General features: G+C 70.2%; 24 protein-coding genes and 1 tRNA gene. 12 read left to right on the top strand and 13 right to left on the bottom strand.

Translation table 11 applies throughout. The annotated features are described in order from the left end of the window. Nucleotides 1-89: 89 nt before the first annotated feature. The 6 genes from thrB to OG352_RS29335 all read right to left on the bottom strand — a co-directional run bounded on the left by thrB (nt 90) and on the right by OG352_RS29335 (nt 7,271). The gene (gene thrB / locus OG352_RS29360; protein ID WP_329221038.1) at nt 90-1,019 is read right to left on the bottom strand and encodes a homoserine kinase; all 930 of its coding nucleotides are present in this window, start codon (nt 1,017-1,019) and stop codon (nt 90-92) included. A 329-nt stretch (nt 1,020-1,348) separates the two neighbouring features. Then, nucleotides 1,349-2,407, bottom strand: coding sequence for a threonine synthase (gene thrC, locus OG352_RS29355; protein ID WP_329221035.1), 1,059 nt, complete (start codon nt 2,405-2,407; stop codon nt 1,349-1,351). A gap of 6 nt (nt 2,408-2,413) precedes the next feature. Continuing rightward, the gene (locus OG352_RS29350; RefSeq protein WP_329224013.1) at nt 2,414-3,703 is read right to left on the bottom strand and encodes a homoserine dehydrogenase; all 1,290 of its coding nucleotides are present in this window, start codon (nt 3,701-3,703) and stop codon (nt 2,414-2,416) included. A gap of 184 nt (nt 3,704-3,887) precedes the next feature. Next, nucleotides 3,888-5,279, bottom strand: coding sequence for a diaminopimelate decarboxylase (gene lysA / locus OG352_RS29345; protein ID WP_329221034.1), 1,392 nt, complete (start codon nt 5,277-5,279; stop codon nt 3,888-3,890). A gap of 14 nt (nt 5,280-5,293) precedes the next feature. Further along, nucleotides 5,294-6,610, bottom strand: a complete 1,317-nt coding sequence (gene nrtL / locus OG352_RS29340) for an ArgS-related anticodon-binding protein NrtL (protein WP_329221032.1) — start codon at nt 6,608-6,610, stop codon at nt 5,294-5,296. A gap of 154 nt (nt 6,611-6,764) precedes the next feature. Then, on the bottom strand, nt 6,765-7,271 hold the full coding sequence (locus OG352_RS29335; RefSeq protein WP_329224012.1) for a response regulator: 507 nt from the start codon (nt 7,269-7,271) through the stop codon (nt 6,765-6,767). A gap of 111 nt (nt 7,272-7,382) precedes the next feature. On the opposite strand from OG352_RS29335, the gene OG352_RS29330 reads away from it, so the two are divergent. Further along, nucleotides 7,383-7,454, top strand: a tRNA-Arg gene (locus OG352_RS29330). A 229-nt stretch (nt 7,455-7,683) separates the two neighbouring features. On the opposite strand, the gene OG352_RS29325 is transcribed toward OG352_RS29330, so the two are convergent. Both OG352_RS29325 and OG352_RS29320 read right to left on the bottom strand, forming a co-directional pair. Further along, entirely contained in the window at nt 7,684-8,280 is a 597-nt protein-coding gene (locus tag OG352_RS29325) for a hypothetical protein (protein ID WP_329221030.1), read from the bottom strand. A gap of 21 nt (nt 8,281-8,301) precedes the next feature. Then, nucleotides 8,302-8,883: a hypothetical protein gene (locus OG352_RS29320; RefSeq protein ID WP_329221029.1), complete on the bottom strand. Its 582-nt coding sequence runs from the start codon at nt 8,881-8,883 to the stop codon at nt 8,302-8,304. 29 nt (nt 8,884-8,912) lie between these two features. Here OG352_RS29320 and istB point away from each other — a divergent pair, with 29 nt between their 5' ends. Next, nucleotides 8,913-9,635, top strand: a complete 723-nt coding sequence (gene istB, locus OG352_RS29315) for an IS21-like element helper ATPase IstB (RefSeq protein ID WP_329221028.1) — start codon at nt 8,913-8,915, stop codon at nt 9,633-9,635. Nucleotides 9,636-9,811: 176 nt separating this feature from the next. Here istB and OG352_RS29310 read toward each other — a convergent pair whose 3' ends face one another. Then, nucleotides 9,812-11,245, bottom strand: coding sequence for an ATP-binding protein (locus tag OG352_RS29310; RefSeq protein ID WP_329221027.1), 1,434 nt, complete (start codon nt 11,243-11,245; stop codon nt 9,812-9,814). Nucleotides 11,246-11,552: 307 nt separating this feature from the next. Between OG352_RS29310 and OG352_RS29305 the strand changes: the two genes are divergently transcribed. From OG352_RS29305 to OG352_RS29295, 3 genes are all read left to right on the top strand, one after another. Then, on the top strand, nt 11,553-11,816 hold the full coding sequence (locus tag OG352_RS29305) for a CopG family transcriptional regulator (RefSeq protein WP_329221025.1): 264 nt from the start codon (nt 11,553-11,555) through the stop codon (nt 11,814-11,816). Continuing rightward, nucleotides 11,813-12,226, top strand: coding sequence for a PIN domain-containing protein (locus OG352_RS29300; protein WP_329221024.1), 414 nt, complete (start codon nt 11,813-11,815; stop codon nt 12,224-12,226). Before OG352_RS29305 ends, OG352_RS29300 begins: the two co-directional genes overlap by 4 nt. A gap of 657 nt (nt 12,227-12,883) precedes the next feature. Further along, the gene (locus OG352_RS29295; protein WP_329221023.1) at nt 12,884-14,005 is read left to right on the top strand and encodes a hypothetical protein; all 1,122 of its coding nucleotides are present in this window, start codon (nt 12,884-12,886) and stop codon (nt 14,003-14,005) included. Nucleotides 14,006-14,482: 477 nt separating this feature from the next. Here OG352_RS29295 and ku read toward each other — a convergent pair whose 3' ends face one another. Further along, nucleotides 14,483-15,550, bottom strand: a complete 1,068-nt coding sequence (gene ku / locus OG352_RS29290; protein ID WP_443072370.1) for a non-homologous end joining protein Ku — start codon at nt 15,548-15,550, stop codon at nt 14,483-14,485. 63 nt (nt 15,551-15,613) lie between these two features. Here ku and ligD point away from each other — a divergent pair, with 63 nt between their 5' ends. Beyond that, nucleotides 15,614-16,510 (top strand): non-homologous end-joining DNA ligase, encoded by an 897-nt coding sequence (gene ligD / locus OG352_RS29285; RefSeq protein WP_329221021.1) that lies wholly within the window; start codon nt 15,614-15,616, stop codon nt 16,508-16,510. Nucleotides 16,511-16,799: 289 nt separating this feature from the next. After that, nucleotides 16,800-17,729, top strand: coding sequence for an IS4 family transposase (locus OG352_RS29280; protein ID WP_329218851.1), 930 nt, complete (start codon nt 16,800-16,802; stop codon nt 17,727-17,729). Here the strand turns inward: OG352_RS29280 and OG352_RS29275 are convergent. Both OG352_RS29275 and OG352_RS29270 read right to left on the bottom strand, forming a co-directional pair. After that, nucleotides 17,705-19,891 carry a recombinase family protein gene (locus OG352_RS29275; protein ID WP_329218853.1) on the bottom strand — a complete coding sequence of 729 codons (2,187 nt, stop codon included), beginning with the start codon at nt 19,889-19,891 and terminating at the stop codon, nt 17,705-17,707. The two genes, OG352_RS29280 and OG352_RS29275, sit on opposite strands and share 25 nt — an antisense overlap. Then, nucleotides 19,888-20,148 carry a hypothetical protein gene (locus OG352_RS29270; protein ID WP_329218855.1) on the bottom strand — a complete coding sequence of 87 codons (261 nt, stop codon included), beginning with the start codon at nt 20,146-20,148 and terminating at the stop codon, nt 19,888-19,890. The genes OG352_RS29275 and OG352_RS29270 overlap by 4 nt, the downstream gene beginning before the upstream one ends. 57 nt (nt 20,149-20,205) lie before the next feature. On the opposite strand from OG352_RS29270, the gene OG352_RS29265 reads away from it, so the two are divergent. Beyond that, nucleotides 20,206-20,646 carry a hypothetical protein gene (locus tag OG352_RS29265; RefSeq protein ID WP_329218857.1) on the top strand — a complete coding sequence of 147 codons (441 nt, stop codon included), beginning with the start codon at nt 20,206-20,208 and terminating at the stop codon, nt 20,644-20,646. A gap of 118 nt (nt 20,647-20,764) precedes the next feature. Here the strand turns inward: OG352_RS29265 and OG352_RS29260 are convergent, their stop codons facing one another. Next, nucleotides 20,765-21,568, bottom strand: coding sequence for an NERD domain-containing protein (locus tag OG352_RS29260; protein ID WP_329221019.1), 804 nt, complete (start codon nt 21,566-21,568; stop codon nt 20,765-20,767). 120 nt (nt 21,569-21,688) lie between these two features. Between OG352_RS29260 and OG352_RS29255 the strand changes: the two genes are divergently transcribed. From OG352_RS29255 to OG352_RS29240, 4 genes are all read left to right on the top strand, one after another. Continuing rightward, nucleotides 21,689-22,198 carry a protein-tyrosine phosphatase family protein gene (locus OG352_RS29255; RefSeq protein ID WP_329221018.1) on the top strand — a complete coding sequence of 170 codons (510 nt, stop codon included), beginning with the start codon at nt 21,689-21,691 and terminating at the stop codon, nt 22,196-22,198. Nucleotides 22,199-22,490: 292 nt separating this feature from the next. Beyond that, nucleotides 22,491-23,303: a hypothetical protein gene (locus OG352_RS29250; RefSeq protein WP_443072510.1), complete on the top strand. Its 813-nt coding sequence runs from the start codon at nt 22,491-22,493 to the stop codon at nt 23,301-23,303. Continuing rightward, nucleotides 23,300-24,691: an ATP-binding protein gene (locus tag OG352_RS29245; RefSeq protein ID WP_329221017.1), complete on the top strand. Its 1,392-nt coding sequence runs from the start codon at nt 23,300-23,302 to the stop codon at nt 24,689-24,691. The genes OG352_RS29250 and OG352_RS29245 overlap by 4 nt, the downstream gene beginning before the upstream one ends. 77 nt (nt 24,692-24,768) lie before the next feature. After that, nucleotides 24,769-25,713, top strand: a complete 945-nt coding sequence (locus OG352_RS29240) for an SH3 domain-containing protein (protein WP_329221016.1) — start codon at nt 24,769-24,771, stop codon at nt 25,711-25,713. The last annotated feature ends 9 nt before the right edge of the window (nt 25,714-25,722 follow it).

Raw genomic sequence — 25,722 nt, 5'->3', positions numbered from 1 at the left:
CGCCGTGGTGGGGTCGGGTGCAGACTTGAGGTTAACACTACCGGATCCAACAAACATTCCCCCTCTCGAAATCCGGCAACCGCGCGCTGTCAAAGGTCGCCGGCGGGCGCGAGCGGCAGTACGTTCGCCCCCCGCAGGTCCAGGGCCAGGCGGTTCGCGGCCCACTCCGCACCTGCCGCAGCCTCGATCTTGTCGGCCGTGCCCGCGTCGGCCAGCGCCATCACGGTGGGTCCGGCGCCGGAGATCACCGCGGGGATCCCGTCGGCGCGCAGCCGCTCCACGAGCGCCGCGCTCTCCGGCATCGCCGGTGCGCGGTACTCCTGGTGCAGCCGGTCCTCGGTGGCGGGCAGCAGCAGTTCGGGGCGCCGGGTGAGGGCCTCGACGAGCAGGGCGGCCCGGCCTGCGTTGGCGGCGGCGTCGACGTGCGGCACGGAGCGCGGGAGCAGACCGCGCGCGGTCTCGGTGAGGACCGGCTTTCCGGGCACGAAAACCACCGGAACGATGGAATCTGCGGGCTCCATCCTGATCGCCCGCGCGGCGCCCGACTCCATCCAGGACAGCGTGAACCCGCCCAGCAGGCAGGCCGCGACGTTGTCCGGGTGGCCCTCGATCTCGGTCGCGAGTTCCAGCAGCGCGGCGTCGTCGAGCCTGCTCTCGCCGCCTATGGTCACCGCGCGCGCGGCGACGATGCCGGCGCAGATCGCGGCGGAGGAGGAGCCGAGGCCCCGGCCGTGCGGGATGCGGTTGGCGCAGACGATCTCCAGGCCGCGCGGCTGGCCGCCCAGGACGTCGAAGGCGGTGCGCAGGGAGCGGACGAGGAGGTGCTTCTCGTCGCGCGGGAGCGTCTCGCTGCCCTCCCCCGCGATGTCGATGTGCAGCCCGGAGTCGGCCACCCGGACGACGACGTCGTCGTAGAGCCCCAGCGCGAGGCCGAAGGCGTCGAAGCCCGGGCCGAGGTTGGCGCTGGTGGCGGGGGTGCGCACCCGGACGGGGGCGGCACGGAAGGCGGGACCGGCCATCTCGCGATGACTCTCCTTGAGCTGCGGGGACTGTCGAATGACATGCGATGGGTGGGTGAGGACCCTGAATTAGGTGTGTGAGGACCCTTGAGGCCCGCCGGCGACGCGGTGACGACGCGGCACCGACACCGGCACCGCGGCATATGCGGCGGGCGGGTTCAGTACAGCCTATCGAAGGAAGGTTCTGCCGCGACATAGGGCGCACAGGAGGCGCACGATGCGTGTCGTAAGCCCCCCGTGCACCCCTTACAGGGATTACCCGGTACGGGATCAGCCGGTATACGGGGATCACCCGGTCGGGTTCGGGTGTCCCGCCTGCGTGCCGCCGCTCAGGCCAGACCGAGGCGGGCGGCCGCCGTGGCCGCGTCGACCGGGACGGTGACCGGCTGCGGGGCTCCGGCGACAGCCCAGTCGGGGTCCTTCAGGCCGTTTCCGGTGACCGTGCAGACGATCCGCTGCCCCGGGTCGACCTTGCCCTGCTCGGCGGCCTTCAGCAGACCGGCCACCGACGCGGCGGACGCGGGCTCCACGAAGACGCCCTCCTGCGCGGCCAACAGCCGGTAGGCGCGCAGGATCTCACGGTCCGTCACCTCGTCGATGAAGCCGCCGGACTCCTCCCGCGCCGCCAGCGCGAACTTCCAGGAGGCGGGGTTGCCGATGCGGATGGCGGTGGCGATCGTCGACGGGTCCTTGACGACCTCGCCGCGCACGATCGGGGCACTGCCGGATGCCTGGAAGCCCCACATACGGGGCTTCTGCGCGGCGATGCCGTCGGCGGCGTACTCCTTGTACCCCTTCCAGTACGCGGTGATGTTGCCCGCGTTGCCGACCGGCAGGACGTGGATGTCGGGGGCGTCGCCCAGCATGTCCACGATCTCGAACGCGGCCGTCTTCTGGCCCTCGATGCGCACCGGGTTGACCGAATTGACCAGCGCCACCGGGTAGTTGTCGCTCAGCGCACGGGCGAGCGTGAGGCAGTCGTCGAAGTTGCCGTCGACCTGGAGGATCTTCGCGCCGTGCACGAGGGCCTGGCCCATCTTGCCGATCGCGATCTTGCCCTGCGGGACGAGGACGGCGCAGACCATCCCGGCGCGCACGGCGTACGCGGCGGCGGAGGCAGAGGTGTTGCCCGTGGAGGCACAGATGACTGCCTGCGCGCCCTCCTCCTTGGCCCGCGTGATGGCCATGGTCATCCCGCGGTCCTTGAAGGACCCGGTCGGGTTGGCGCCCTCCACCTTGAGGTGGACCTCGCAGCCCGTGCGCTCGGAGAGCACCTGCGCGGGCACGAGGGGCGTGCCGCCCTCACGGAGCGACACGACCGGCGTGCTGTCGGACACCGGAAGCCGGTCCCGGTACTCCTCGATGATTCCGCGCCACTGGTGGGTCATTGCTGGTTACTCTCCTTCAACCCGCATGATGCTTGCGACACCCCGCACGGTGTCGAGCTTGCGCAGCGCCTCGACGGTCCCGGTCAGGGAGGCGTCGGACGCGCGGTGGGTGACGACGACGAGAGAGGCCTCGCCGTTGTTGCCCTGCTGCCGAACGGTATCGATCGACACCCCGTGCTCAGCGAAGACGGTCGCCACCTGGGCGAGTACGCCAGGTTTGTCGGCCACGTCGAGGCTGATGTGGTAGCGGGTGACGACATCGCCCATGGGCGACACCGGCAGGGCGGCGTACGCCGACTCGCCGGGCCCCGTTGCCCCGCTGAGCCGGTTGCGGCAGACGGCGACGAGGTCGCCGAGCACGGCGGAGGCGGTGGGAGCACCGCCGGCGCCGGGGCCGTAGAACATGAGCTGCCCGGCCGCGTCCGACTCCACGAACACGGCGTTGTAGGCGCCGCGCACGGAGGCGAGCGGGTGGGTCAGCGGAATCATCGCGGGGTGCACGCGGGCGGTGACCGACCCGCCGTCGGCGGCCCGCTCACAGATGGCGAGCAGTTTGATGGTGCAGCCCATCGCCCGGGCGGAGGCGAAGTCGGACGCCGTCACCTCGGTCATGCCCTCGCGGTAGACGTCGTCGAGGCGCACGCGCGTGTGGAAGGCGATCCCGGCGAGGATGGCGGCCTTGGCGGCGGCGTCGAAGGCCTCGACGTCGGCGGTGGGGTCGGCCTCGGCGTACCCCAGGGCGGTGGCCTCGTCGAGGGCCTCCTGATACCCGGCGCCGGTGGAGTCCATCTTGTCGAGGATGAAGTTGGTGGTGCCGTTGACGATGCCGAGCACCCGGTTCACCTTGTCGCCGGCGAGGGACTCGCGCAGCGGCCGGATCAGCGGGATGGCACCGGCGACGGCGGCCTCGTAGTACAGGTCCTCGCCGTGCTCCTCGGCGGCGGCGTGCAGCGCGGCGCCGTCCTGCGCGAGGAGCGCCTTGTTCGCGGAGACGACGGAGGCGCCGTACTCGAAGGCGGTGGTGATGAGCGTACGAGCGGGCTCGATGCCGCCGATGACCTCGACGACGACGTCGATGTCGCCGCGTTTGACGAGGGCGGTGGCGTCGGTGGTGACGAGGGCGGGGTCGATGCCGTCCCGGACCTTGGAGGGCCGTCGGACGGCGACGCCCGCGAGCTCCACAGGGGCGCCGATCCTCGCGGCGAGGTCGTCGGCGTGCGTCGTCATGATGCGCGCCACCTCTGAGCCGACCACTCCACAGCCCAGCAGCGCCACCTTCAGCGGACGCGTACGCATCATCCGACCTCGTTTCCTCATACCGTCTACGACAGTTTCCGGTTGACCCAGTCTCACTCACCGGACCGGAGTTTCTATCCCCGGTCCGGATCGTGAGACATCTATTTCATTTCCCCGGGGGCGGCAGACAGGAGATCTTCCGCCCTTTCGGTGTGCCCATTCGAATGTGCCCTTTCGGGTATCCCTATCCGACGTCGAGCCGCAGCAGATCGTCCTCGGTCTCCCGCCTCACGATGACGCGCGACTCCCCTTCGCGCACGGCGACGACCGGCGGGCGCAGCACGTGGTTGTAGTTGCTGGCCATGGACCGGCAGTACGCGCCCGTGGCGGGTACGGCGATCAGGTCACCCGGTGCCAGGTCGGAGGGCAGGAACGCGTCCTTGACCACGATGTCCCCGCTCTCGCAGTGCTTGCCGACCACACGGGCGAGCATCGGCGGGGCGTCGGAGGTGCGGGAGACGAGGGCGACGCTGTACTCGGCGTCGTACAGCGCGGTCCGGATGTTGTCCGACATGCCGCCGTCGACGGAGACGTACGTCCGCAGCCCGTCGAGCGGCTTGATGGTGCCGACCTCGTAGAGCGTGAAGGCGGTCGGCCCGACGATGGCCCGCCCGGGCTCGACGGAGATCCGGGGCGTGCGCAGCCTGGCCGCGTCGCATTCGCGGGTGACGATCTCGGTGAGCGCCTTGGCGATCTCGTGCGGCTCGCGGGGGTCGTCGCCGCTGGTGTAGGCGATGCCGAGGCCGCCGCCGAGGTCGATCTCGGGCAGTTCGACGCCATGCTCGTCGCGAATGTCCTTGAGCAGTCCGACGACGCGGTGCGCGGCGACCTCGAACCCGGACATGTCGAAGATCTGCGACCCGATGTGCGAGTGGATCCCGATGAGTTCGAGCCCGTCGAGCTGAAGGGCGCGGCGTACGGCTTCGGCGGCCTGTCCTCCGGCGAGCGGAATGCCGAACTTCTGGTCCTCGTGGGCGGTGGCGATGAATTCGTGCGTGTGCGCCTCGACGCCGACGGTGATACGGATCTGCACGCGCTGCCGCTTGCCGAGGGACTGCGCGATGTGCGCGACCCGCACGATCTCCTGGAACGAGTCGAGGACGATCCGCCCGACACCGGCGTCGACGGCCCGGTGGATCTCGTCCGTGGACTTGTTGTTGCCGTGGAAGGCGATGCGGTCGGCGGGCATGCCGGCGGAGAGCGCGGTGGCGAGCTCGCCGCCCGAGCAGACGTCGAGGTTGAGCCCCTCCTCGTGCAGCCACCGCACGACGGCCCGCGACAGGAACGCCTTTCCTGCGTAGAAGACGTCGGCGTCCGGCCCGAAGGCGGTACGCCAGGCACGGGCGCGGTCCCGGAAGTCGGTCTCGTCGAGGATGTAGGCGGGGGTGCCGTGCTGCTCGGCGAGCGAGGCGACGTCGACACCGCCGACGGTGACCACACCGTCGGCGTCACGGGTCACGGTCCGCGCCCAGACCTTCGGGTCGAGCGTGTTGAGGTCGGCGGGCGGCGCGGAGTAATGCCCCTCGGGAAGGACGTCGGCGTGACGGGGCCCGGCGGGGTGGGCGGAACGGCTCATCTGGGCGTGCTCTCTCAGAGGTGGTCGGGTGCGTCGATGCCGAGCAGGGACAGGCCACCGGCCAGCACCACCCCGGCGGCTTCGGCAAGCGCGAGCCGGGCACGGTGGGCGGCCAAGGGTTTCTCCTCACCACGGGGAAGGACGGCGGGGAGGAGGACGAGGGTGGCGTCGGCCAGGGCGAGAAGGTGACGGGTGAGGCGGGAGGGGGCGGAGGGGTCGAGGGCGAGGACGAGTGTCCCCTGCGGGCTGGGCGGCGGGCTGAGTAGCGGGCCGGGCGGCGGGCTCGGGAGGGTGACTGCCACGGCCGTGGCGAGGACGCGGGGATGGTCCGCGAGCAGGGCGACGAGATCACCAGCGTCCGGCGACACGGGGCCGGGCTGCGCGGCGAACCCGAGATCGGCGGCGTTACGGCACACGGCCCGGGCACGGGCATGCGCGTAACGGACCCGGAAGAGAGGGTTCCCCTCACGCTGGACCAGATGATCGGCGCTGATGCGCGGCCGGTCGTGCGGCGCGGGATGAAGCAGGGCCCAGCGGGCGGCGTCGAGCCCGAGGGGAGCGGGATCCTCGGGAGGGGGGACGGGGCGGAGGGTGATGGGGGGGCGAGGGGTGGCCGGCTGGGGGGTGGCGGTGTGAAGGGTGACGGGCGGGGGCGTGACGGTGTGAAGGGTGGCCGGCTGGGAGGTGGCGGGCCGGGGGGTGGCGGCGGGCCGGAGGGGGATGGGCTCGCCGTGGCTGTGGTTCTTGCCGTGGCTCGCACCATGACTGACGTCGTGGCTGACGTCGTGGCCGATGCCGTGGCTGACGTCGTGGCCGATGCCGTGGCTGACGTCGTGATTGACATCGTGGCTGACGTCGTGACTGACGTCGTGACTGACGTCGACGCGGCCGCCCTGCGTCGCGATGATCCGCGCGAGCGCGTCGGCGATGACCTCGGCCCGCACTTCGTACGGCACACGCACCGCGAAGACCTGTCCGGCGAGGCTGTCGGTGTGCCCGTACCGCAGGCCCTCGCGCTGGATCCGCCGGACGAGTGCGGAGGCGGCGGAACCGTCAAGGCTGATGTTGAGGAACCCGGGCCCGGTGATCTCGACCTCGGAAACGCCCTCGGCACCAGCCAGGTAGGGGCGAAGAACCTCGGCGACCCGAAGCGAAGGCTGCCCGGCCGGCCGGGCGAGCTGCAGGGCGATGCCGGTGGCGTAGTCCCCCCGCCCTCCGGGCCCCGGCGGCGCGACCACCGCCCGCGCAGGAACGGCCACGCTGAGCTCCCCGGCGTCCACAGCACGACGCACCGCGCGCAGCACGGTACGGGAGAGCTCGACGGGGGTCACGGGACAAGCGTAGGGGAGGAGGGGGGTGGGTAGGCGAGCCGGTTTGGAGGAGGCTCCGGGATTCCGGGATATGGACGCCGAAGCCGAGGTCCGACCCGCTCCCCGGTGGACGGCCGGTGCGGGCGCCTGTCGGCCGGCGCCCCTCACTCGCCGCCTACGGACAGGGACGGGTTGGGCAGGGACGGGCAGGAAGAACACGGCCAGGCCGCACCCCACCCCCTCCTCCGTCCGCTCCCCTCCCCCGCTCCATCAACTTCCGCACGACGGAGACGAGTTCGGCGGGATCGAAGGGCTTGGCGAGAAACGCGTCGACGCCGACTTCGAGGCCGGCCTCGACCTCGTACGGCGTACAGGCGCTGATGATGGCAAGGGGAAGATCATGCGTCAGCGGGTCGGCACGCAACCGAGCGGCGGTGCGCAGACCGTCCAGCCGGGGCATGACGACATCGAGGGTGACGAGATCGGGCCGTACCTGATGAACGACATCCAGACACTCGACACCATCGGACGCGGTCACGACCTCGAGGCCCTCCAGCTCGAGATTGACCCTGATCAGTTGCCGGATGACCTTGTTGTCGTCCACAACAAGCACCCGGCCCGACGCGCCCGACACAACTCGAGAGTAGGTCGGGACCGGCCGCCGCGTCCGGGTTTTCCCCACTTCCACCCCGTGCGGGCGACCTCCACCCCCCACGGAAACCCGTTCATGAACACCCCGAACGAGCTGGTAGTGTTCTGTCCGTCGCCGCGAGCAACACCTCACGACCGACACGCCCCCGTAGCTCAGGGGATAGAGCAACGGCCTCCGGAGCCGTGTGCGCAGGTTCGAATCCTGCCGGGGGCACCTTGCACGAGGTGCCCAAAGACCCCGCCACCAGCGCTTTCGCTGAGGACGGGGTCTTGGCGTATGTGCAGGCGTGTGCCGCTCGGAGCGGCCGTATGTCGGGTGCTGTGGACTATGCGTGGACTGGCCGCAGGGCCAGAATCCGCAGGTCAGCCCCAGAAAACGCCGAGGCCCCTGGACCGTAGTCCAGGGGCCATCATGCCGCAGGTGTGCGTGAGGGGTGCGTGGATCAGGTCCCATCGCCGGGCACGTCCTCCTGGCCGGCATCCTCGCCGAGGAGTTCAGCGATCCGACGGTTGGCGACGTCCTGCCGACCGTCGAGGCACTTGGCGTACCGGCTCAGGAGCACTTCAACGCTGGTGCCCGCGCGCTCCGCGACCTCGGTGGGATCAACGCCCGCATTGAGCCAGGAGGAGAGCGCGGCGTGCCGTAGGTCGTACGGCCGAGCGGCCAGCGGTGAGGCCACTTGATCGGGAGTGAGCGCCAGGTGCCGCGCCTCGTCCCAGACACGCCAGTACGTGGTGGAGGCGACCACTCCCCCGCGTTCGTTGGCGAACAGCCGGCCGTCCTTGGCCGTGCCGAACTCCTTGATGTGCGCGAGGAGCATGCGGACCAAGCGGGGCGGAGCCGGAACGATACGGGTCTCGTTGGCGGGTCGATTCTTGAGGCCGCGGTTGTCGTGCACCTCCCCGGTCCCGGTCCAGCGCTTCCCGACAGTGGGGCTGGACTTCTCCAGGATCAGCGAACCCCACCCCTTGTCCGGCAGCGTGCAGTCCGGACGGCGCAGAGCCACGGCTTCCGCCGGCCGCAGCCCACCGAAGTACATGCAGGCGAAGAGTGCGACGAGTCAGAGCCCACGGGCCCGGCGGTACCCACCGACGCACGAGACCGCGCCCAGAAGCTCAGCCGCCTGCCGGGGGTTCACCACGACTCGGCGGTCTACTTCCTTGGTGACCTTGGGCAGCTTCCACTTCACGAGCGTGACCGGGTTCTTCGGGAGCTCCCCCAGCTCGACCGCGTAGGCCAGGGAGTTGAAGAGGACAGCCCGCTTGCGCCGCACCGTCTCGGCGGCGGCCGGAGCACCAGCAACGGTGAGCTTGAGCGAGTCGAGGACGCTGCGGATGTCTGCCGGGTTCTTGAGCGTCGTCAGCGGCAGCGAGGCTTTGGCCACCCATCGGAGGGCGTTGGCGATGTCCACCGGCGGGGCCTCCTCGTCCGGGGTCTGGACGACGAAGGCCCCGCCGCGCAGAGCCCGCCGCAACACGTCGTCTGCCGGACGGCCTGGCCGGTCCCCCAGCAGTTGAGTCGTGACGAGCGTCATCGTCTCGTTCGGGCTGTCGCGGGAGTTCGGTGCAGCATGCGGCCATTTCATGGCGACGTACGCCCGCGCGAAGTCGTACCAGGTGAGGGACTCTTTGATCGGCGCCATAGAGTCCGGCAGACCGGTTTCCGTGTCGAATGCCTCGCCCTTTGCGCAGCCCGGAGCAGCTTCGCGCGGAAGTTGTCAGCGAACTCGGCCACCTCGACTTCCTCCAGGTCCTCTGCCAGGACGAGATCACCCGCCGCGAGACCGTCGCCTTCCAACGGCGCCTGCACCGGGCGAAGTTCGAGCAACAGGTCACCCTGGAGGAGTTCGACTTCACCGCCTCCTCGAAACTGCCCGCCGCCCAGATCCGCGACCTCGGCGCCCTGCGCTGGCTGCATGCGGGCGAGTCGGTCATTCTGTTCGGTCCCGTCGGGGTCGGCAAGACGCACGTCGCCCAGGCCCTCGGGCACCTCGCGGTCCGTCAGGGCGCCCACGTCCGCTTCGCCAAGGCCAGCCGGATCCTCGCCGAACTGGCCGGCGGCCACGCGGACCGCACCTGGGACAAACGCCTGCGTGAGCTGGTACGTCCCGACGTGCTCATCCTCGACGACTTCGCGATGCGCCAACTCGGCGCAGCCCAGGCCGACGACCTCTACGAACTCGTCTCCGAGCGGCAGGGCCGGTCCCTGATCATCATCAGCAACCGGGCGCCCAGCGACTGGTATCCGCTCTTCCCCAACCCCGTCGTCGCCGAGTCCCTCCTGGACCGGCTGATCAACACCAGCCACCAAGTCATCATGAACGGACCCAGCTACCGCCCGAACAAGCGGCCCAAGAACCCCACCAGCAAGCCCGGCAAGCCCTCCGTCACATGACACCGACGAGACGAGAGGGTAGGGAATTACGCGAACTTTCCCCTGGGGAAATACGGAAGCGTCCACACGCGTATGGGCTTCGATACCCGGAAGGTTCTCAGAGGATGGTCGATGCCTACTGCCACTGGGCGCCCGAGGCAGGTACATCACCATGACCACCCTGGCGGTTTCCCTGACTACCGCCAGGCACGAACAAGGTCCTCCGGACCCCAGTGCGCCGCAAGAGGCAGATCGTCCTCAACACCACAACGGGACACCGCCACCAGCGCCGTGCCCGGCTCGGCGCCGGGCACGGCGAGCATGTCCCGCACCAGGGCGTCGTACTCACGCCGGCCGAACGGCTGCGACTCCAACCACTTCACCGAGCCGATGAAGTGAACCTGCCCTGCGACGGGTTCACGGTCGGCTCCGATCAGGTCGATCTCAGGGTTGTTCTGCCGGTTCCACCAGCCGCCGATCGCCTCTGTCTGCGGCCACATCTCGTCGGGCAGCAGCCGCAGCAGCGACTCGCGGACGACCGGCTCGACGGCCCGGCCCCGCCAAGTCGTCCACGACCGCTCAATGCGCTCCAGCGCCAGATCACCGCGGCCACGCTCGATGAGCGGAATCCCGCGCTGCAGGAAAGCCAGCCAGAACCGGAGATACGGATCGGCGACGCGATAGCGCTTGTTCTTGCTGTCCGCCTTCACCGAGAGCGGCAGGTCAGCGGCCAGGACCCGCTTGGCCAGGAGCGTGTTCAACAGCGGAGACAGCGTGCCCGAGGGCAGCGCGCCCGCACCGCCGGCCTGTGCGGCAATGGTGGAGAAGGTCCGCTCGCCACTGCCAACCGCTTCCAGGACCGCGCGCGAGTGGGACGCCTCAGGAAACTCCCCCAGCAGCGACAGCTCGCCCGCCACCAACAGCGGCGCAAGCGGGTTGGCCACAGCCTCGCGCAGGAAGTCTCTGCGGCCCATCCCTGGCCACCAGGACTGAACGATCTCCGGGAACCCTCCGGTGATCAGCAGCGCGTCCACCGCTTCCGCCGCGTCAAGACCAGTCATCGCCTGCACATCGGCCAGATGCAGCGGCTGTACGGTCATCTTGGCCGCCCGTCCGAAGAACGGGCGCCCATAGGACTGCAGCGCCTCCATCACCGACATGTCACTGCCGACCAGAATCAACAGGACCGGCTTGGCGGACAGGTGCCGGTCCCAGACCGTCTGCAGCGCCCCCTCGAACTCCCCGTCCTGCTCCACCAGCCACGGCACCTCGTCGAGCACCGCGATACTCGGGGCATCGTCCGGAACCGCGACCGCCAGGGAACGCAGTGCCTGGTTCCAGTCGGCGGCCTGCAACCCGGCCACCAGCTCAGCCCCGGGCAGAGCGGAATGCGCCAGCGTTGCGGCGAAGTCCGCCCGCTCGGCCACGGCGTTGCGCCCCCGGGTCGCCTGGAAAACCACGTACGGAAGCCCGGAACGGTCGCAGAACTCCTGGACCAGACGAGACTTGCCCACCCGGCGCCGCCCCGTCACGATCACAGCCTGACCACGCGTGGCGCCCGTACCGCCGACCACCAGGCCCAGCTGCCGAGCCAGCTGATCCAGATCAGCAGACCTGCCCTTGAACTCCATCAGCGCCCCATTCCCAGCATCCATGAAACATAGATTCGATATTACGTAGATTGAATCTTACTTAGATGCTAGCTCGCTTCTGACGTTCCCGTCGGCGGCGCCGGGACGGCGGGAAAGGCATCCGCGCCGGCGCCTCAGCCACCGGGGCCCACGCTCGCCCACGAGCGCCGCCGGACAGTCGCCCCCGGGGAGCTCGGACAGCCCGTCAGGCAGAGCGCAACTGCGCAAGAAGCCGAGCCATGCGGCGACTCGCCCCGCCGAGCCGCTCTCCGACTAGAGCTAGAGGATGAGAGGTAGGATAAGTAGCATGACCGAGACCACCGGCAAGTACTCGATCACGATGCCACGCGACATCGCAGAAGCGGCCAAGGCCCGCAGCGGCCCCTCTGGGCTGTCCGCCTATGTAGCCGCCGCTGTGGCCCGCCAGATCGAACGCGACAACCTCAACGAAATCGTCCAGGTCGCCGAGGCCGAGCACGGACCCGTCACCGACGAGGAGATCCAGGCCCTACGCGATCAGCTCCACCAGGCCCGCCAGGAGCAGACGCAAGGCGGGGCGAACGCCGCATGACCCGCTCCCCCGCCATCCCGGGCGGCACCCTGGTCCTCGACAGTGAAGGGCTGGCCAAGGCTGTCCTGCGTGACCGCACCGTCACCGGCTGGCTCGCCCTTGCCCGCGCCGACGACCTGCGGGTAATCACTTCTGCGGCAACCCTTGTCGAGGTGGTCCACCCTCGGATCAACCGACCGGCCCTGGAGTGGACGCTGTCCCGACTTGTCGTCGAACCCGTCACCGAGGCCATCGCCCGCCACGCAGCCGCTCTCCTCGCCGACGCTGGCCTGCACGGCCACAAGTACGCCGTCGACGCCATGCTCAGCGCTACCGCCCTCGCCGCCCACACCCCCGTCACCTTGCTCACATCCGACCCGGAGGATCTCACCGCCCTGTGCGGTCGACGTGCCACCGTCATCAAGATCTGACTCCAGCGCTTCACAGCGGTACGAGTCAGAGCCAACGACGGGCGCCTGCAAACGACGGGCGCCTGCACCGGTCAAAGCGGCCCGACGACACCTCCGCCGCAGGCGAGCCCTGACCGGCAGCACCTGACCATCAGAGCACCGCTCTCGCCGGGTTTGAGCTCGAAGGGGAGCCCAATGCACTCGTCTTTGGCTTCCATGTACCTCGTGTGTGCCGGGTCCGTGGTGGGAGTGCCGAAACTGACGACCTGACTCCTCTGGCCGGCGAGGCATTTCGCGCGGGCGGAGCCAGGGGCAGGGGTGAAGGTGCTCGCCGGCCTGCTTGGCGCGGTGGGCTGAGCGTCGCAGGGGGGCGGGGTTCTGCTCAGTTGGTGTCCGGGGGGCTGGTGTCGCAGATGGGGAACTTCCTTGGGCAGGTATGGCAGTTGGTGTGCCGCCTGAAGGTGCTCGTTGGCCGTTTTTCGTCGCTTTTGGTGTGACCCGGGACGCTGAGTCGGCGCAGGATGCAACCTGGGCCGACTGATTCGGCGTACTACCGGGGACGGGGTATCTCGCCCCGGGTCTGGAGAATGCGACATGGTTTGCGGCGTACGATCCCGATCGTTACTTATAGGCGCCATATCCGCGCTCGTCATCGGCGGGGGCCTGCCCGCAACCGCCGTGGCGGACCCCGCGTCCGGCGCGGGGGCGCCGCACTGGAGCGCCGCCAAGCTGCCTGGCAGTGACGCCGTCCTGAGCGGTTCGGTCAGACCCGACGCGCACACCACGTGGACGGCCGGGTTCCGGCTGGTTCAGGAGGATGACGGCGACTCGTTCATGCCCGTCCTCTACACGCACGACGACCGGCGCGGCGGGCCGTGGACCGAGATGCCGACCGCGCCCGGGGCTGTCGGCCGGGTCAACGCCCTCGCGGCGACCTCGGCCCGGGACGCATGGTTGGTCGGTGACGCCAACGGCGAGGGCGAGCCGGTCATGACGCAGCATTGGGACGGGCGTTCGTGGCGGGTCAAGCCTGCGGCCATGCCGGAGAACTCCCTCAGCGGCGGCCTGCTGAGCATCGACGCGGTCGCGCCGGGCAACGTGTGGGCGGCGGGCTGGACGCAGGCTCTCGACGAGCGGATCCCCGATCCGGATGGCGGGCCGCCCCAGATCGTCGACCACCAGGAGGGCCTCGTCCAGCACTGGGACGGGCGCGTCTGGAAGCGCGTCAACCTGCCCAAGCAGTCCGGGAATTGGGCGCTCAACGGGATCTCTGCGTCCGGCCCGAGAGACGTCTGGGCGGTCGGCAGCGGCTTCGGCGAGAACGACCGGCCGGTCGTCCTGCACTACGACGGGCGTTCCTGGACCGCGCTGCCGACACCGCCGTACGGCGGTCTGTACGGCGAGTTCAACGACGTCGTCGCGAACGGGCCGCGCGACGTGTGGGTGGCGGGACGCACGCTCCTGGACGAGAACGACCGCGGCCACGCGCTGATCATGCACTGGAACGGGCGGACGTGGACGCGCTTGGACGGGCCCGCCGACGCCGGCTCTCTCACCGGCGTGGCCGCGACGCAGGACGGCATCGTCGCCGTCGGGCGGACCGTCGACGCCCGCAGCGGCTATGCGCTGCGGGTGTCCGGCGCGCGCGTGACGTCGCTGGGGTTCCCGGCGAACGCGGACGGGACGACGTACTCGGCGTGGAAAGTCTCCGCCGCCGGGCGTGAGGTGACGGTCAGCGGCACGTCCCACGATGCGGAGCATTCGTTTCCGCAGCCGATGCTCATGACCACCCGCCTCTGACGCACCCTGTCGTGTCGTGTCGTACGGCGCGGGGACCGTGCCGCACGACACGACACGACAGGCGCGGAAGCTCTTCGAATCGGACCAGCGTGAGGGGGGTCCGGGGTCGACGGGGTGTTTTGGGCGCGCGCCCTGCTCGTGGCGCTCGGGCACTGGACGATCACCGGGCTGGTCCGGCGTCCGGACGGTGCGATCGTCGTGGCGGAACTGCTGGCGACGGTGCCTTGTACGCAGTGGCTGACCCTGGGGTTTCAGGTCTTGCCGTTGTCCTTCTGGCCGGCGGGTATGCCGCCGGTGGGTCCTGGGCCCGGGGGCTCGAGGCGTCCGCCGCGGGGTGGGTGGGGCAGCGAGGCGTACGGCTGTTGCTGCCCACTGCCGTGTACAGCGGGCTCGACCACCGGTGCTGATCGTCGCCGCCGCCTTCTATGTCGTCCCGTCTCGGTGGGGCGGCGGAGGGAGTGGGCGGGGCTTGGGAGGTCAGGCTGTGCGTTTGCGGGGGGTTGTTTTCTTTGCTGGTGTTTTCTTTGCTGGTGTTTTCTTTGCTGTAGTTGACTTGTTTGTGGTGGTCTTCTTGGCTGTGGTTTTTTTCGTCGGGGACTTCTGAGGCAGGGTCTTCTTCGCCGTCGTCTTCTTTGCGGCCTGGGTGGACTTCGCCGTCGACGTCGATTTCTTGCCGGTCGTCTGCTTGGGCTCCGTGCGGGACTGCTTGCGTTGGGGTAGGTGTCTGACCTCGGCTTGTTCCCCCTCCGCCGGGGACTCCGGTTCCTCGCCCCGCGACTCCTTCGCCGCCTGCACGCTCTTCTCCAGGGCCGCCATCAGGTCCAGCACCTTGCCGCTGGACGGCGGGGCCGGGGTCTCGCGGGGTGTCTCGCCGGCCGCCTTCGCCGCCACTACCTCCTCCACCGCCTCGCGGTACTCGTCGTGCAGGTCCTCCAGGTCGACCTCGCCGAGGGTGTCCATCAGGGCGTCCGCGAGGTCGAGTTCCTTGTCGCGGACGGTGACGGACGTGTCCGGGGCGACGCCCTCGGGGGCGCGGACCTCGTCCGGCCAGAGCAGGCCGTGCATGGCGATCGCGTCGCCGACCACACGGAGCATGCCGAGACGCTCGCGGCCGCGCAGGGCGTACTTCGCGATCGCCACCTTGCGGCTGCGTTTCAGGGCCTCGCGCAGCAGCGTGTACGGCTTCGCGGCCGGGGCGCCGCCCGCCTGGAGGTAGTACGCGGCGTCCATCTGGAGCGGGTCGATCCGGTCGGCCGGGACGAAGGCCACGATCTCGATCGTCTTCGCGGTCGGGAGGGGGAGGTGGGCCAGGTCCTCGTCGGTGATCGGGACGATCGTGCCGTCCGCGTCCTCGTAGCCCTTGCCGATCTCCGCCGAGGTCACTTCCCGTTCGTCCAGCTCGCAGACCTTGCGGTAGCGAATGCGGCCGCCGTCTTCCAGGTGGATCTGGCGGAAGGAGATCGAGTGGCTCTCGGTGGCGTTCACCAGCTTGATCGGGATGCTGACCAGGCCGAAGGAGATGGCGCCGTTCCATATGGATCTCACGTGCAGCACCCTCCGGGATGGGTGATGTGTGTGGTATTTACCGTTTCGTGTGATTCTCATCGTATGACGCCGATCACCGAGGTGGAGGGGCGGCGGCTCGCGCTCAGCAATCTGGAGAAGGTGCTGTATCCGGCGACCGGCTTCACCAAGGGTGAGGTCCTGCACTACTACGCGACCGTCGCCGACGTCCTGCTCCCCCATCTGCGCGACCGGCCGCTGTCCTGGCTGCGCTACCCGGACGGGCCCGACGGGCAGGTCTTCTTCGCCAAGAACGTGCCGCCGGGGACGCCCAAGTGGGTCACCACCGCCGAGGTGCCCCGGTCTGAGGGGCCGGCCCGGATGGTCGTCGTGCAGGATCTGGCGAGTCTGGTCTGGGCGGCGAACCTCGTCACCGAGTTCCATACGCCCCAGTGGGTGATGCAGGATCCGGCCGTTGCCGACCGGCTCGTCTTCGATCTTGATCCTGGGGCGCCCGCGACCGTCGTCGAGTGCTGCGAGGTCGCGGTGTGGCTGCGGGAGCGGCTGGCGGCGGACGGGATCGAGGCGTATCCGAAGACGTCCGGGGCGAAGGGGCTGCATGTGCTGGCGGCGGTGCGGGGGGCGTCGTCCGAACGGGTCACGGAGTATGCGAAGCGGCTGGCCGTGGAGGCGGAGCGGGAGTTGCCGCGGCTGGTCGTGCATCGGATGACGCGCAGTCTGCGGGCGGGGAAGGTGTTCGTGGACTGGAGTCAGAACGCGGCGCGTAAGACGACGGCTACGCCGTACACGTTGCGGGCCCGGGCCGAGCCGGCTGTGTCCGCGCCGGTTACGTGGGGGGAGGTCGAGGGGTGTCGGGGGGCGGAGGCGGGGGCGTTCGTGTTTCTTGCGTCGGATGTTGCTGCTCGGGTGCGGGATTTCGGTGATCTGTTGGCGCCTGTGCTTGATGGGGGGCGGGCGGGGGTGGTGCCTGCCTTGGCGTGAGCTCGGGTTTGGGTTCGGGTTGGGCTCCCGTCTCTGGGGGCTCCCGTCTCTGGGGGCTCCCGTCTCTGGGCCCCCGCCCCCAGGCCCCCGCTTCGGCGCCTAAAGGGCAAGGCCGTGAAGTTACGGCTTCGGAGGCGCTGACAAGTACGCGCTGATCTGCGGTGACTCAGGACGTGAGAAGCGGAGCCCCGGTAGAACTGGCAGTCGACCAAGACAGCCGTTCACAGCACCGGAGGCTCCGCTGTCCGATCAGTGTGTCATCACGCGTGAAATCACGGTAGCCAAGGGCTTGTTCGCCCCCGGGCACCTGGGGGAACTCACCCGGATCGTCCCGTTCGATATGGTCGATGCGGCCCTCACCGAGACCGGCGCCGTCCAGCAGCGAATGCGGAAGATCCCCGCCCGGGTGGTGGTCTACCTGCTGCTGGCCGCCGCCCTGTTCGAGGACTGCGGCTACCTGGCCGTCTGGCGCAAACTCACCGCCGGTCTGGAGGCGATACCGGTCGCGAGGATCACCGGCACGGCGCTCTGGGGCGCCCGGGCCCGTCTCGGTGTCCGCCCCATGCGGGCCCTGTTCGACCTGTTGCGCGGGCCGGCCACGGCGATCCGTACCGTCGGCGCCCGTTTCAAGGGGCTGCTGACCGTCGCGATCGACGGCACCTACCTCGACGTCCCCGACAGCCCGCCGCACCGGGCCCGTCTGGGCAAGAGCACCAACCAGTACGCGACCTCCGGCTACCCGCAGATCTGCCTGACCGCGCTGGTGGCCTGCGGCACCCGCGCGGTCCTGGACGCCGCCTTCGGCTCCCGGTCCAGCGGCGAGACCGTCTACGGCAAGCGGCTGATGCGCTCGCTGCACGACGGCATGATCGTGTTACTGGACCGGGGCTTCTCCGGCAATACGTTCCTGGCCGCCGTCGCCGCCACCGAGGCCGCCTTCCTCGCCCGCGTCTCGGCCGCCCGCAGACCGCCGGTCCTGGCCCGCTTCGACGACGGCTCCCACCTCTCCCGCTTCGGCGGCATCGAGGTCCGCATCATCGAGTGCGAGATCACCATCACCACCAGCCAGGGCCGCCGGACCGGCCTCTACCGACTGGCCACCAACCTCCTCGACCACCACCGATACCCCGCATCCGACCTGGTCAGCCTGTATCACGAGCGGTGGGAAGTGGAGATGTGTCAACCACAGTGCACTCATATATGCGGGTTGGCGGCGTGAACCTGGTTGTCTCGCTCTGCTTCGGGTGGGTCGGTCCAGCGTAGGCGGGTGTAGTAGCCGTGGGGGCGGTTGCGTCGTTCGCGGAGTTCGGCGAGATCGTCGGGGTCGGCTTTGATGATCCACCGCCTGGGCGGTTCGGCTTGTCGGCGTGAGGTGACCCAGTCGCGTTGAATCCAGGTGTAGAGAGTGATGGCGGGCATGTCCAGGGCGCGGGCGAGGTCCGCGAGCCACCATTCGTGTTCGCCGGGGGCGTCAGGACTGGTGGGGGCCTGGTCCGGTTGTGGGGTGGTGGTGTGGCAGCCGAGGCGTCGCAGCAGGTTGCCGATGCCGGCCGGGCCGAAGTGCTCGTTGCGTTTGGGAGGGCGGAAGCCCTCGGCGTCGACCTGGCGGGCGATCTGCGTGGGAGTCCTGCCGGCCGCGTGCAGGGCCCTCAGCCGCTCGACCAGCTGGGGGTAGTAGCTGAGCTGGTCCAGTCGGGCGACCGGGCGCACGGATTCGCCGCTGCTGGTGCGGCCGCCGGCCCAGGTGATGGTGACCGTGACGCGTTCGCTGGTGCCCAGCACGGTGAGCGTGATGTCCTCGACGAGCGCGCGGACGATCTGTTTGCGGTCCTTGTCCGTCGTGGTGGGAGCCGTCCACAAGCCCGGGATGTCCTGGGCGAGGGTGGCAATGGTGTGGCGCTCGGCATCGGTGAGGATGCGCGGGCGGGCGGCGAGGACGCGGTCGTGCTCCTCGGTCAAATGCTGCTGATCGGCCAGGGCCTGTTCCCAGTCCTTCTCCAACTGCCGTACCACCAGGCGGTTCTCCGGTTCGGCCAGGCGGTAGCAGCGGCGGGCCCGGTCCACGGTGATCGCGGCGCGTTCCAGGCGCTGGGCCCAGATCTGTTCCAGGGCGGCCCGGTCGGCCTGCACCTGCTCGGCCGCCCGCAGCGAGACCTCTATCGCGGCCGGCGCCAGGGCCTGGAGCACGGCGGCGGTCACGAAAGCGTCGATGCAGGCCCCGGACAGGGACTGGCAGGGTGCGGCGGCGCCGTAGTCGCCGGCCAGGCGCGCGCAGCGGTACTCGGGCACCGTTCCCCTCTCGCGCACGTGGTAGCCCACCGCCATCCTGCGTCCGCACAGACCGCACCGGGCCAGGCCCGACAGCAGCGCGGAGCCGGCCCGGGGCGAGCCGCGGGCGTCGGAGCGCGAGGCATTGGCGGCCAACTGGGCCAGGTTGGCCCGGTAGTGGTCCTCGGTGATGTAGGCGGGCAGGATCCCGGGGATGAAAACCAGCCAGTCGTCCTCGGCCCGCACCACCCGTCCGGTGCTCGGCCTGCCCGGCTGCTGGCGGCGGGCCTCGACCCGCCGCCGCCCGTAAGCGTAGATTCCCGCGTAGACGGGGCTGTGCAGCATGCACTGCAACGTCATCCGGTTCGGGCGGCGCCACTCCAGCTCGCCCTTGTCCGGACCGCCCCGCAGCCGGACCCCCAGCTCGACGCCGTGGTCGACCAGCCAGCGCAGCACCGCGTGCAAGGTGGTGAGCTCGGCGAACTTGGCGAAGACCAGCCGCACCACCGTCTGGACCTGCTCGTCCGGGTCGAGCACGGCCTCGCCCGAGGGACGGCGCAGGTAGCCGATCGGCAGCGGCACGGCCAGCTCGCCGCGGCGGGCCTTGTTCAACCGCCCGGCCTGCATCCGCTGCTTGATCAGGTGGAGTTCCGCCTCCGCCAGCGTCCCCTTGAGACCCAGCAGCAACCTGTCGTTGTACTCGCCGGGGTCGTAGACGCCATCGGTGTCGGCCAGCAACGCCCCGGAGATCGCGCACAACTCCATGAGCTGGTACCAGTCCCGGCCCGCGCGGGCCAGCCGCGACATCTCGATGCCCAGCACCAGGCCGACGTGGTCCATCCCGATCTCGGTGACCAGCCGCTGGAACCCGGTGCGGGCCACCGCGCTGGAACCGGACTTGCCCAGGTCCTCATCGATGACCATGACCCGATCGGCCGACCAGCCCAGCGCGACCGCCCGGTCCACCAGGGCGTACTGCAGCCGGGTCGACTCCTGATGGTCCAGAACCTGCTGCCGGGAGGACTGCCGAATGTAGATCACCGCGAGTCTGGCGATCGCCCGGTCCGTCACCTTGCTCCGCGAGACCTGCTCCCACGGCATCAACGCCGTCATGACAGCACCGCCTCACCGCTCGCGCCAGTCGCCGGCGGGATCGCGGCCAGCCTCCGGGCCGCCAGCACCACCAGCCACCGCACCGCCACCTGGCGATTCACCTGCGGCAGCAGCGTCCACGTCTCCTCGCCCGGCACCTGCCGGGCCTGGCTCTGGGGCAGCCGCCCCCTGCGTCGTCCACGACGACTCGCCTTCCATCCCACGAACTCGGGCCCGCAGCCGTTCGACCAGCTCGACCAGCCGCAACAGACCCTCACGTGCGATTATCGGCGCTTCACCCTCCTGATGGCTATTCATAAGTGCAGTGTGCTTGGGTGATTGAATCCGCCTACTTCGCGATCAAGAAAACGATGCTGGGCCGCCGGGTCCTGCGCTCCAAGACCTGGGCCGGCATCACCCAGGAGGTCTACGCCCTGCTGAGCGCTTACCAGGTCCTGCGGATCGCGATCGCCGACGCCACCGGGACCACACCCGCAGCCGACCCGGACAGAGCCAGCTTCAGCGTCGCGCTCCGATGCGCCCGCGACCAGATCATCCAGGCCGCGGGCATCATCGCCGACACCGTGATCGACCTCGTCGGAACGATCGGACGGGCCGTCCTGGACCAGCTCATGCCCGCCCGCCGCCTCCGCATCAGCCCCCGCGCAGTGAAACGACCTCTGTCCCGATACGCACACAAAAGCCTCAAGGTCGACCGACGCACCTACAAAGCCACCCTCAGCATCAACATCTTGACGCCGACGATCAGCCCGTAACTTCACGGCCTTGGCCTAAAGGGCCTCGTCCTCAAACTCCCCCAGAGGGGGACCCCCAACGGGCTGAAGTGTCCGGGCCGCCTTTGAAACTTGCCGCCGGACGGGCTGACAAGCGTCCTCACACCCTCGTCCACGTCCCCCGGTCCCTCGCCATCGCGTGGAGGGCCTCCACGTCTGCCGGTTTGAGGACTCCGCCCAGGTGGGTCAGGTCGGTGAGGGTGGTGTCGATGAGGACCTGGAGTTCGCGTGGAGGGAGGGGGACGGAGACGTCCGTGGGGGCTACGAGGACCAGTACCGGGTGGACCTCGGCTGTCAGGGCGTAGGACGCCCGGTCGGCGTCTGCTCGGATGCGGCGGAGGAGGGGCTCCGGGGGGCGGCGGCCCACGGTGACCATGGGGTCGGCGATGCGGACCCGTTGTTTGCGGGTGTACAGGGTGTGGATCGCGAACAGGCCTGCCGGGCCGATCGTCAGGTGGTGGACGCGGTCGCCGCCGGGGAGAGGCAGGGAGTGCAGGGTGCGCCAGCCGGCGCCGTCGAGGTGGTCCAGGGCCGCGCCGACCGTCTGCTCGGCCGCCAGGGCGTGGCGGCGCGGGTCGGTGCGGAGGCGGTGGGCGGGGCCCGGGTCGCGGTCCAGGGCGACCAAGAGGGCCTCGCCGGGGCGGTTGGGGGCCAGGTCGTCGTCCGGGTGGAGGGTGAGGCGGGCCAGTTCCGCGGGGGTCGGCACCGGGGGCGGGCCGACCGTGACGGGGCCGGTCAGGAAGGGGGCGAGGGCTTCGAGGACGTCCTCTCTGCGGGCCTCGCCGAGCAGGTTGACGCGGCCCGTCTCACGGTCGTACCAGGCGATGTTCCTGCCGTCCGTGAGACAGACGTAGAGCCGCTCCTGGCCATGCCGCCAGGTCGGTATGACGCGCAGTCCGGTCATGCACCATCACCCCACGACCATGGGAACAGGCGGGGTGCTCCGGGGGCAAGAAGGCGGTTACGGCGGTTACCCTCCAAGGGAGTTGGGCAAGCACTGGGCAGCGCGTTTGGGGAGGCGCCGTTGCGGACTCGCGGGAAGCAACCCGACGTACCGGTTCCGGACCGTCCGTGGAGCGAGATCGTGCCCGGCCTGTGGATGGGCGGGCACCAGTTCCGGGGGCCCTCCGGGGAGCAGGAACTCGCCGTGGTGCGGGGCGAGTTCGATCTCGTCCAGACGCTGACCCGGGCCCGGCAGGGGTACGGGCCCGATCCCGGTGTACGGCACCAGGTGTGGCCGATTCCGGACGGGCCGCTGGACGGCACCCAGCTCGCCGGGGTGATCCGGCTGGCGCAGGCCGCGGGCGACGCGATGGACGAGGGGCGTACGGTCCTCGTCCGCTGTTACAGCGGCTACAACCGGTCCGGGCTGGTCGTCGCCCACACACTGGTGCACCGGGGGCACTCGGTCGAGGACGCGATCCGGCTGATACGGTCACGGCGCTCGCCGTGGGCCCTGCACAACGAGTTGTTCGTGGAGTACCTGCGGGCGGGGCTGCCGACCGCCAGACTTCTGGAGGAACTGGCCGAGTAATCGTTTCACCTCTCCGCGATCACTCCGCCATCGGCTCGACGCTCCGCAGTCGGCTCAGCGCTCCGCAGTCGGCTCGACGTCGCGTCGTCGGCTCGGCGTTCCGCCGTCGGCTTGGCGTTCCGCCGTCGGCTTGGCGTTCCGCCGTCGGCTTGGCGTTCCGCCGTCGGCTCGGCGCCCGGGTTCAGCGGTGCACAAAACCGACTTTCCTATGAATAATGCGCATACCGTGTAGATCAAGAGGAGTCGCGAGAGTCCCGTGCACCGCAGCCGTCCCATCCGCCTCGTTCGCGCCATCCGCCTCGGCCGTCACGCCCGTCCTGCCCGTCCCGCGTTCGTCGCCGCCGTCGTCGGTGCCGTCGTTCTGCTGGCCCCGGTCGTCGCGGGCTGCGGTGACGCCGGTGAGTTGCAGGGCGCCGGTTCGACGCCTACCGCGATCAGCCCGGACAAGCTCTGGCCGGAGCTGACCCCCGCCGCCAGTCCGGCCTTCGACATCGGCGAGGTGGACACCGAGGTGGTGAAGGGCGTCACCGTGCCCGGTGGCGACATCCGTACGGTGGACCCGGTCGCGGTCGTCCGCGCGGAGATCGCGGCGAATCCGGGCGACTACAGCGCGGGGACGTACGACGAGACGGCCCGCCGGATGGCCGACTGCGGGAAGGGGAAAGGTGGAGTCCAAGGGCGTCGGTGTCCCGTACTCAAGGCCTACTACCGCGACCTCACCGGCGACGGCCACGACGACATGACCCTCGGCTTCCGGCAACTGCCCGGCAACCTGACCGCCGTCCGCGTCTACACCGTCCGCAAGGACCGGCTCGTGCAGATCATGGGCTACGAGGACGCCGTGAGCGCGGTCGAACTGGCCGGGCGGTCCGTGATCATCCGGGCCCCTTCTGAGGTCGCCGGCTACGAGTACCGCCTGCAGTGGACCTGGGACCAGCAGCAGCGGGCGATGCTGCTCACCAACGACGAGATGCTGCGCATCGGTGGCGGCGCCGGTGACCGGAAGCACTCCCCTCGCCCCTCCACCTCACCCACACCCACACCGTCCCCCTCTGCGTCCCCCTCTGCGTCCCCCTCTGCGTCCCCCTCTGCGAGTCGCCGATGAGGCTTGCGCTTCCCTCGTGGGCCGGGCCGCTCGCCGTGAAGGCCGCCGCCTTCATCACCGTGATGTGCTGTGCGCTGGCCGCCCTGCTCGGCATCCTGGTGCACGTGTCGGTGACGAACCAGACCGTCGGCCAGTCCCGCGATCTCGCGCTGTCCCGGCTGAAGGAGGCGACGACGGCGTTCGAGGCCGGGGACAGCCTCGGGTGGGGTGCGAGCCTCGACCCGCCGGGGCTGCCCGCGTCGCTGCGGACGCTGGCGGTGTCCGGGGAGCGCGGCACGATCGTCGCCGACTACCGGGGGCGCCCCACGATGTGGGCGGCGGGGCCCGCCGACGGTGAGCGGGCTCTCGCGGTCGCCGTCGACTACTCGCAGAGCGCCCACACCATCGAGGCGCTCGACACCGCGATCCTGTGGTCGTCGATGCTGGCGATCGGGGCGACGCTGCTGGTCGGCGCCGTCGCGGTGACCCGGGTGACCCGGCGGCTGCACACCACCGCGCAGGTGGCCCGGCGGATCACGGCCGGCGACCTGGACGCCCGCGTGGACGACCCCCGCGCGAAGGAACCGGGCCGGCCGCAGGACGAGGTGGGCGCCGTCGCCGTCGCGCTGGACTCGATGGCGTCCTCGCTGCAGGGCAAGCTGCTGAGCGAGCAGCGCTTCACCGCCGACGTGGCGCACGAGCTGCGCACCCCGCTGACCGGGCTGCACGCGGCGGCCGAACTGCTGCCGCCGGGGCGGCCGACGGAGCTGGTGCGCGACCGGGTGGCGGCGCTGCGCACGCTGACCGAGGACCTGCTCGAGATCTCCCGGCTGGACACCGGGCGGGAGCGGCTGGAGCTGGACGCCGAGGAGCTGGGCGCGCTGGCGATGCGGGTGGTGCGGGTGGCGGAGGCGGCCGACGCCTCCGGGGCACCGGCGGCCACCTCCGCCGCCCCCGTGAGCGGCGTCGGGGCCTCCACGAGCGCCCCGGGGACCTCGGCGAGCGGCGGCGAGGGCACGGCCGCCACGGCTGTCACGGTCGTCATCGTCCGGGACGTGCGCGTGGAGACCGACCGGCGGCGCCTCGAACGGGTGCTGGGGAACCTGCTCGCCAACGCGCACCGGCACGGGCGGGCCCCGGTGACGCTGACGGTGGACGGGGCCGTGGTCACCGTTCGGGACCACGGGGACGGCTATCCGGAGTACCTCGTCACGCACGGGCCGCAGCGGTTCCGTACCGAGGGCGGGGCGAAGGGGCACGGGCTCGGGCTGACCATCGCGGCCGGCCAGGCGGAGGTGATGGGTGCGCGGCTGACGTTCGCCAACGCGCCGGACGGCGGTGCGGTGGCCACGCTGACGCTTCCTCAGACGCCGCCCACCGGGGCCGGCCTCCCCGATGGCGCAGTGTGACGGGCGACACGCGCTAACCGCTCCTAATGTGGCGATTAGTCAGCTTCACCCTCTTCGTGCTTCATGGAGGTATCGCCATGTCCGTGCGCTCCGCCCTCACCCGTCTCGCCATAGTCACCGCAGCAGGCGCGCTCGCCGCCACCGCGACCGTCACCCCGGCCCTCGCCGACGAATGGGACCCCGACGGCAACGGCTTCAACGCCCAGCGCGACGACCAGGACGACTGGCAGAACCAGGGGGGCGGGGGCGGCCAGAACAACGGCCAGGGCAATGGCCAGACCAGTGGTCAGAACAACTGGCAGGGCAATGGCCAGGGGGGCAACGGCCAGGGCAACGGGCAGGCCAACGGGCAGGCCAACGGCCAGGGCAATGGGCAAGGCAATGGCCAGGGCAACGGCCAGGGCAACGGGCAAGGCAATGGGCAAGGCAATGGGCAAGGCAATGGCCAGGCCAACGGCCAGGCCAACGGCCAGGGCAACGGCCAGGGCAACGGCCAGGGCAACGGCCAGGGCAATGGCCAGAGCAATGGGCAGACCAATGGCCAAGGCAATGGCCAAGGCAACGGGCAAGGCAACGGGCAAGGCAACGGGCAAGGCAACGGGCAAGGCAACGGCCAGAACAACGGCCAGACCAGTGGTCAGAGCAACGGTCAAAATAACGGTCAGAACAACGGCCAGAACAACGACTGGCAGAACGGCAACGGCAGCGACTGGCAGTCGGGCAGTGACGGCAGCGACTGGCAGTCCGGCGGCAGTGGCGACTGGCAGAACGGCAACGACGACGACTCCCGCCGCTCCCGCGGGCGCGTCACCGCGAACGAGCTGCTCCTGCGCAGCAGGCCGGACCGCGGCGGCCAGGTGATCCGGGTCGCCCGGCGCGGCGAGATCGTCTCGATCTTCTGCAGGACCACCGGCGAGAACATCCAGGGCAACTCCCAGTGGTACCTCCTCACGGACGGCACCTGGGCCTGGGGCGCGGCACGCTACATCGACACCATCGGGACGACCCCGCGCTGGTGCTGACCCGGCACC

Origin of the sequence: Streptomyces sp. NBC_01485 (assembly GCF_036227125.1) — a bacterium.
GTDB lineage: Bacteria > Actinomycetota > Actinomycetes > Streptomycetales > Streptomycetaceae > Streptomyces.
This window is presented reverse-complemented; position numbering and strand designations above follow the sequence as displayed.

Bases quoted from the DNA above. Each gene is read 5' to 3' on its own strand.
- OG352_RS29260 (WP_329221019.1), bottom strand. From the start codon at position 21,568: ATGACCGGACTGCGCGTCATACCGACCTGGCGGCATGGCCAGGAGCGG.
- thrB (WP_329221038.1), bottom strand. From the start codon at position 1,019: ATGGCCGGTCCCGCCTTCCGTGCCGCCCCCGTCCGGGTGCGCACCCCC.
- thrC (WP_329221035.1), bottom strand. From the start codon at position 2,407: ATGACCCACCAGTGGCGCGGAATCATCGAGGAGTACCGGGACCGGCTT.
- OG352_RS29350 (WP_329224013.1), bottom strand. From the start codon at position 3,703: ATGCGTACGCGTCCGCTGAAGGTGGCGCTGCTGGGCTGTGGAGTGGTC.
- OG352_RS29305 (WP_329221025.1), top strand. From the start codon at position 11,553: ATGACCGAGACCACCGGCAAGTACTCGATCACGATGCCACGCGACATC.
- OG352_RS29275 (WP_329218853.1), bottom strand. From the start codon at position 19,891: ATGACGGCGTTGATGCCGTGGGAGCAGGTCTCGCGGAGCAAGGTGACG.
- OG352_RS29325 (WP_329221030.1), bottom strand. From the start codon at position 8,280: ATGTACTTCGGTGGGCTGCGGCCGGCGGAAGCCGTGGCTCTGCGCCGT.
- OG352_RS29320 (WP_329221029.1), bottom strand. From the start codon at position 8,883: ATGGCGCCGATCAAAGAGTCCCTCACCTGGTACGACTTCGCGCGGGCG.
- OG352_RS29245 (WP_329221017.1), top strand. From the start codon at position 23,300: ATGAGGCTTGCGCTTCCCTCGTGGGCCGGGCCGCTCGCCGTGAAGGCC.
- OG352_RS29240 (WP_329221016.1), top strand. From the start codon at position 24,769: ATGTCCGTGCGCTCCGCCCTCACCCGTCTCGCCATAGTCACCGCAGCA.
- OG352_RS29310 (WP_329221027.1), bottom strand. From the start codon at position 11,245: ATGGAGTTCAAGGGCAGGTCTGCTGATCTGGATCAGCTGGCTCGGCAG.
- ligD (WP_329221021.1), top strand. From the start codon at position 15,614: ATGACGCCGATCACCGAGGTGGAGGGGCGGCGGCTCGCGCTCAGCAAT.
- istB (WP_329221028.1), top strand. From the start codon at position 8,913: ATGCCTCGCCCTTTGCGCAGCCCGGAGCAGCTTCGCGCGGAAGTTGTC.
- lysA (WP_329221034.1), bottom strand. From the start codon at position 5,279: ATGAGCCGTTCCGCCCACCCCGCCGGGCCCCGTCACGCCGACGTCCTT.
- OG352_RS29300 (WP_329221024.1), top strand. From the start codon at position 11,813: ATGACCCGCTCCCCCGCCATCCCGGGCGGCACCCTGGTCCTCGACAGT.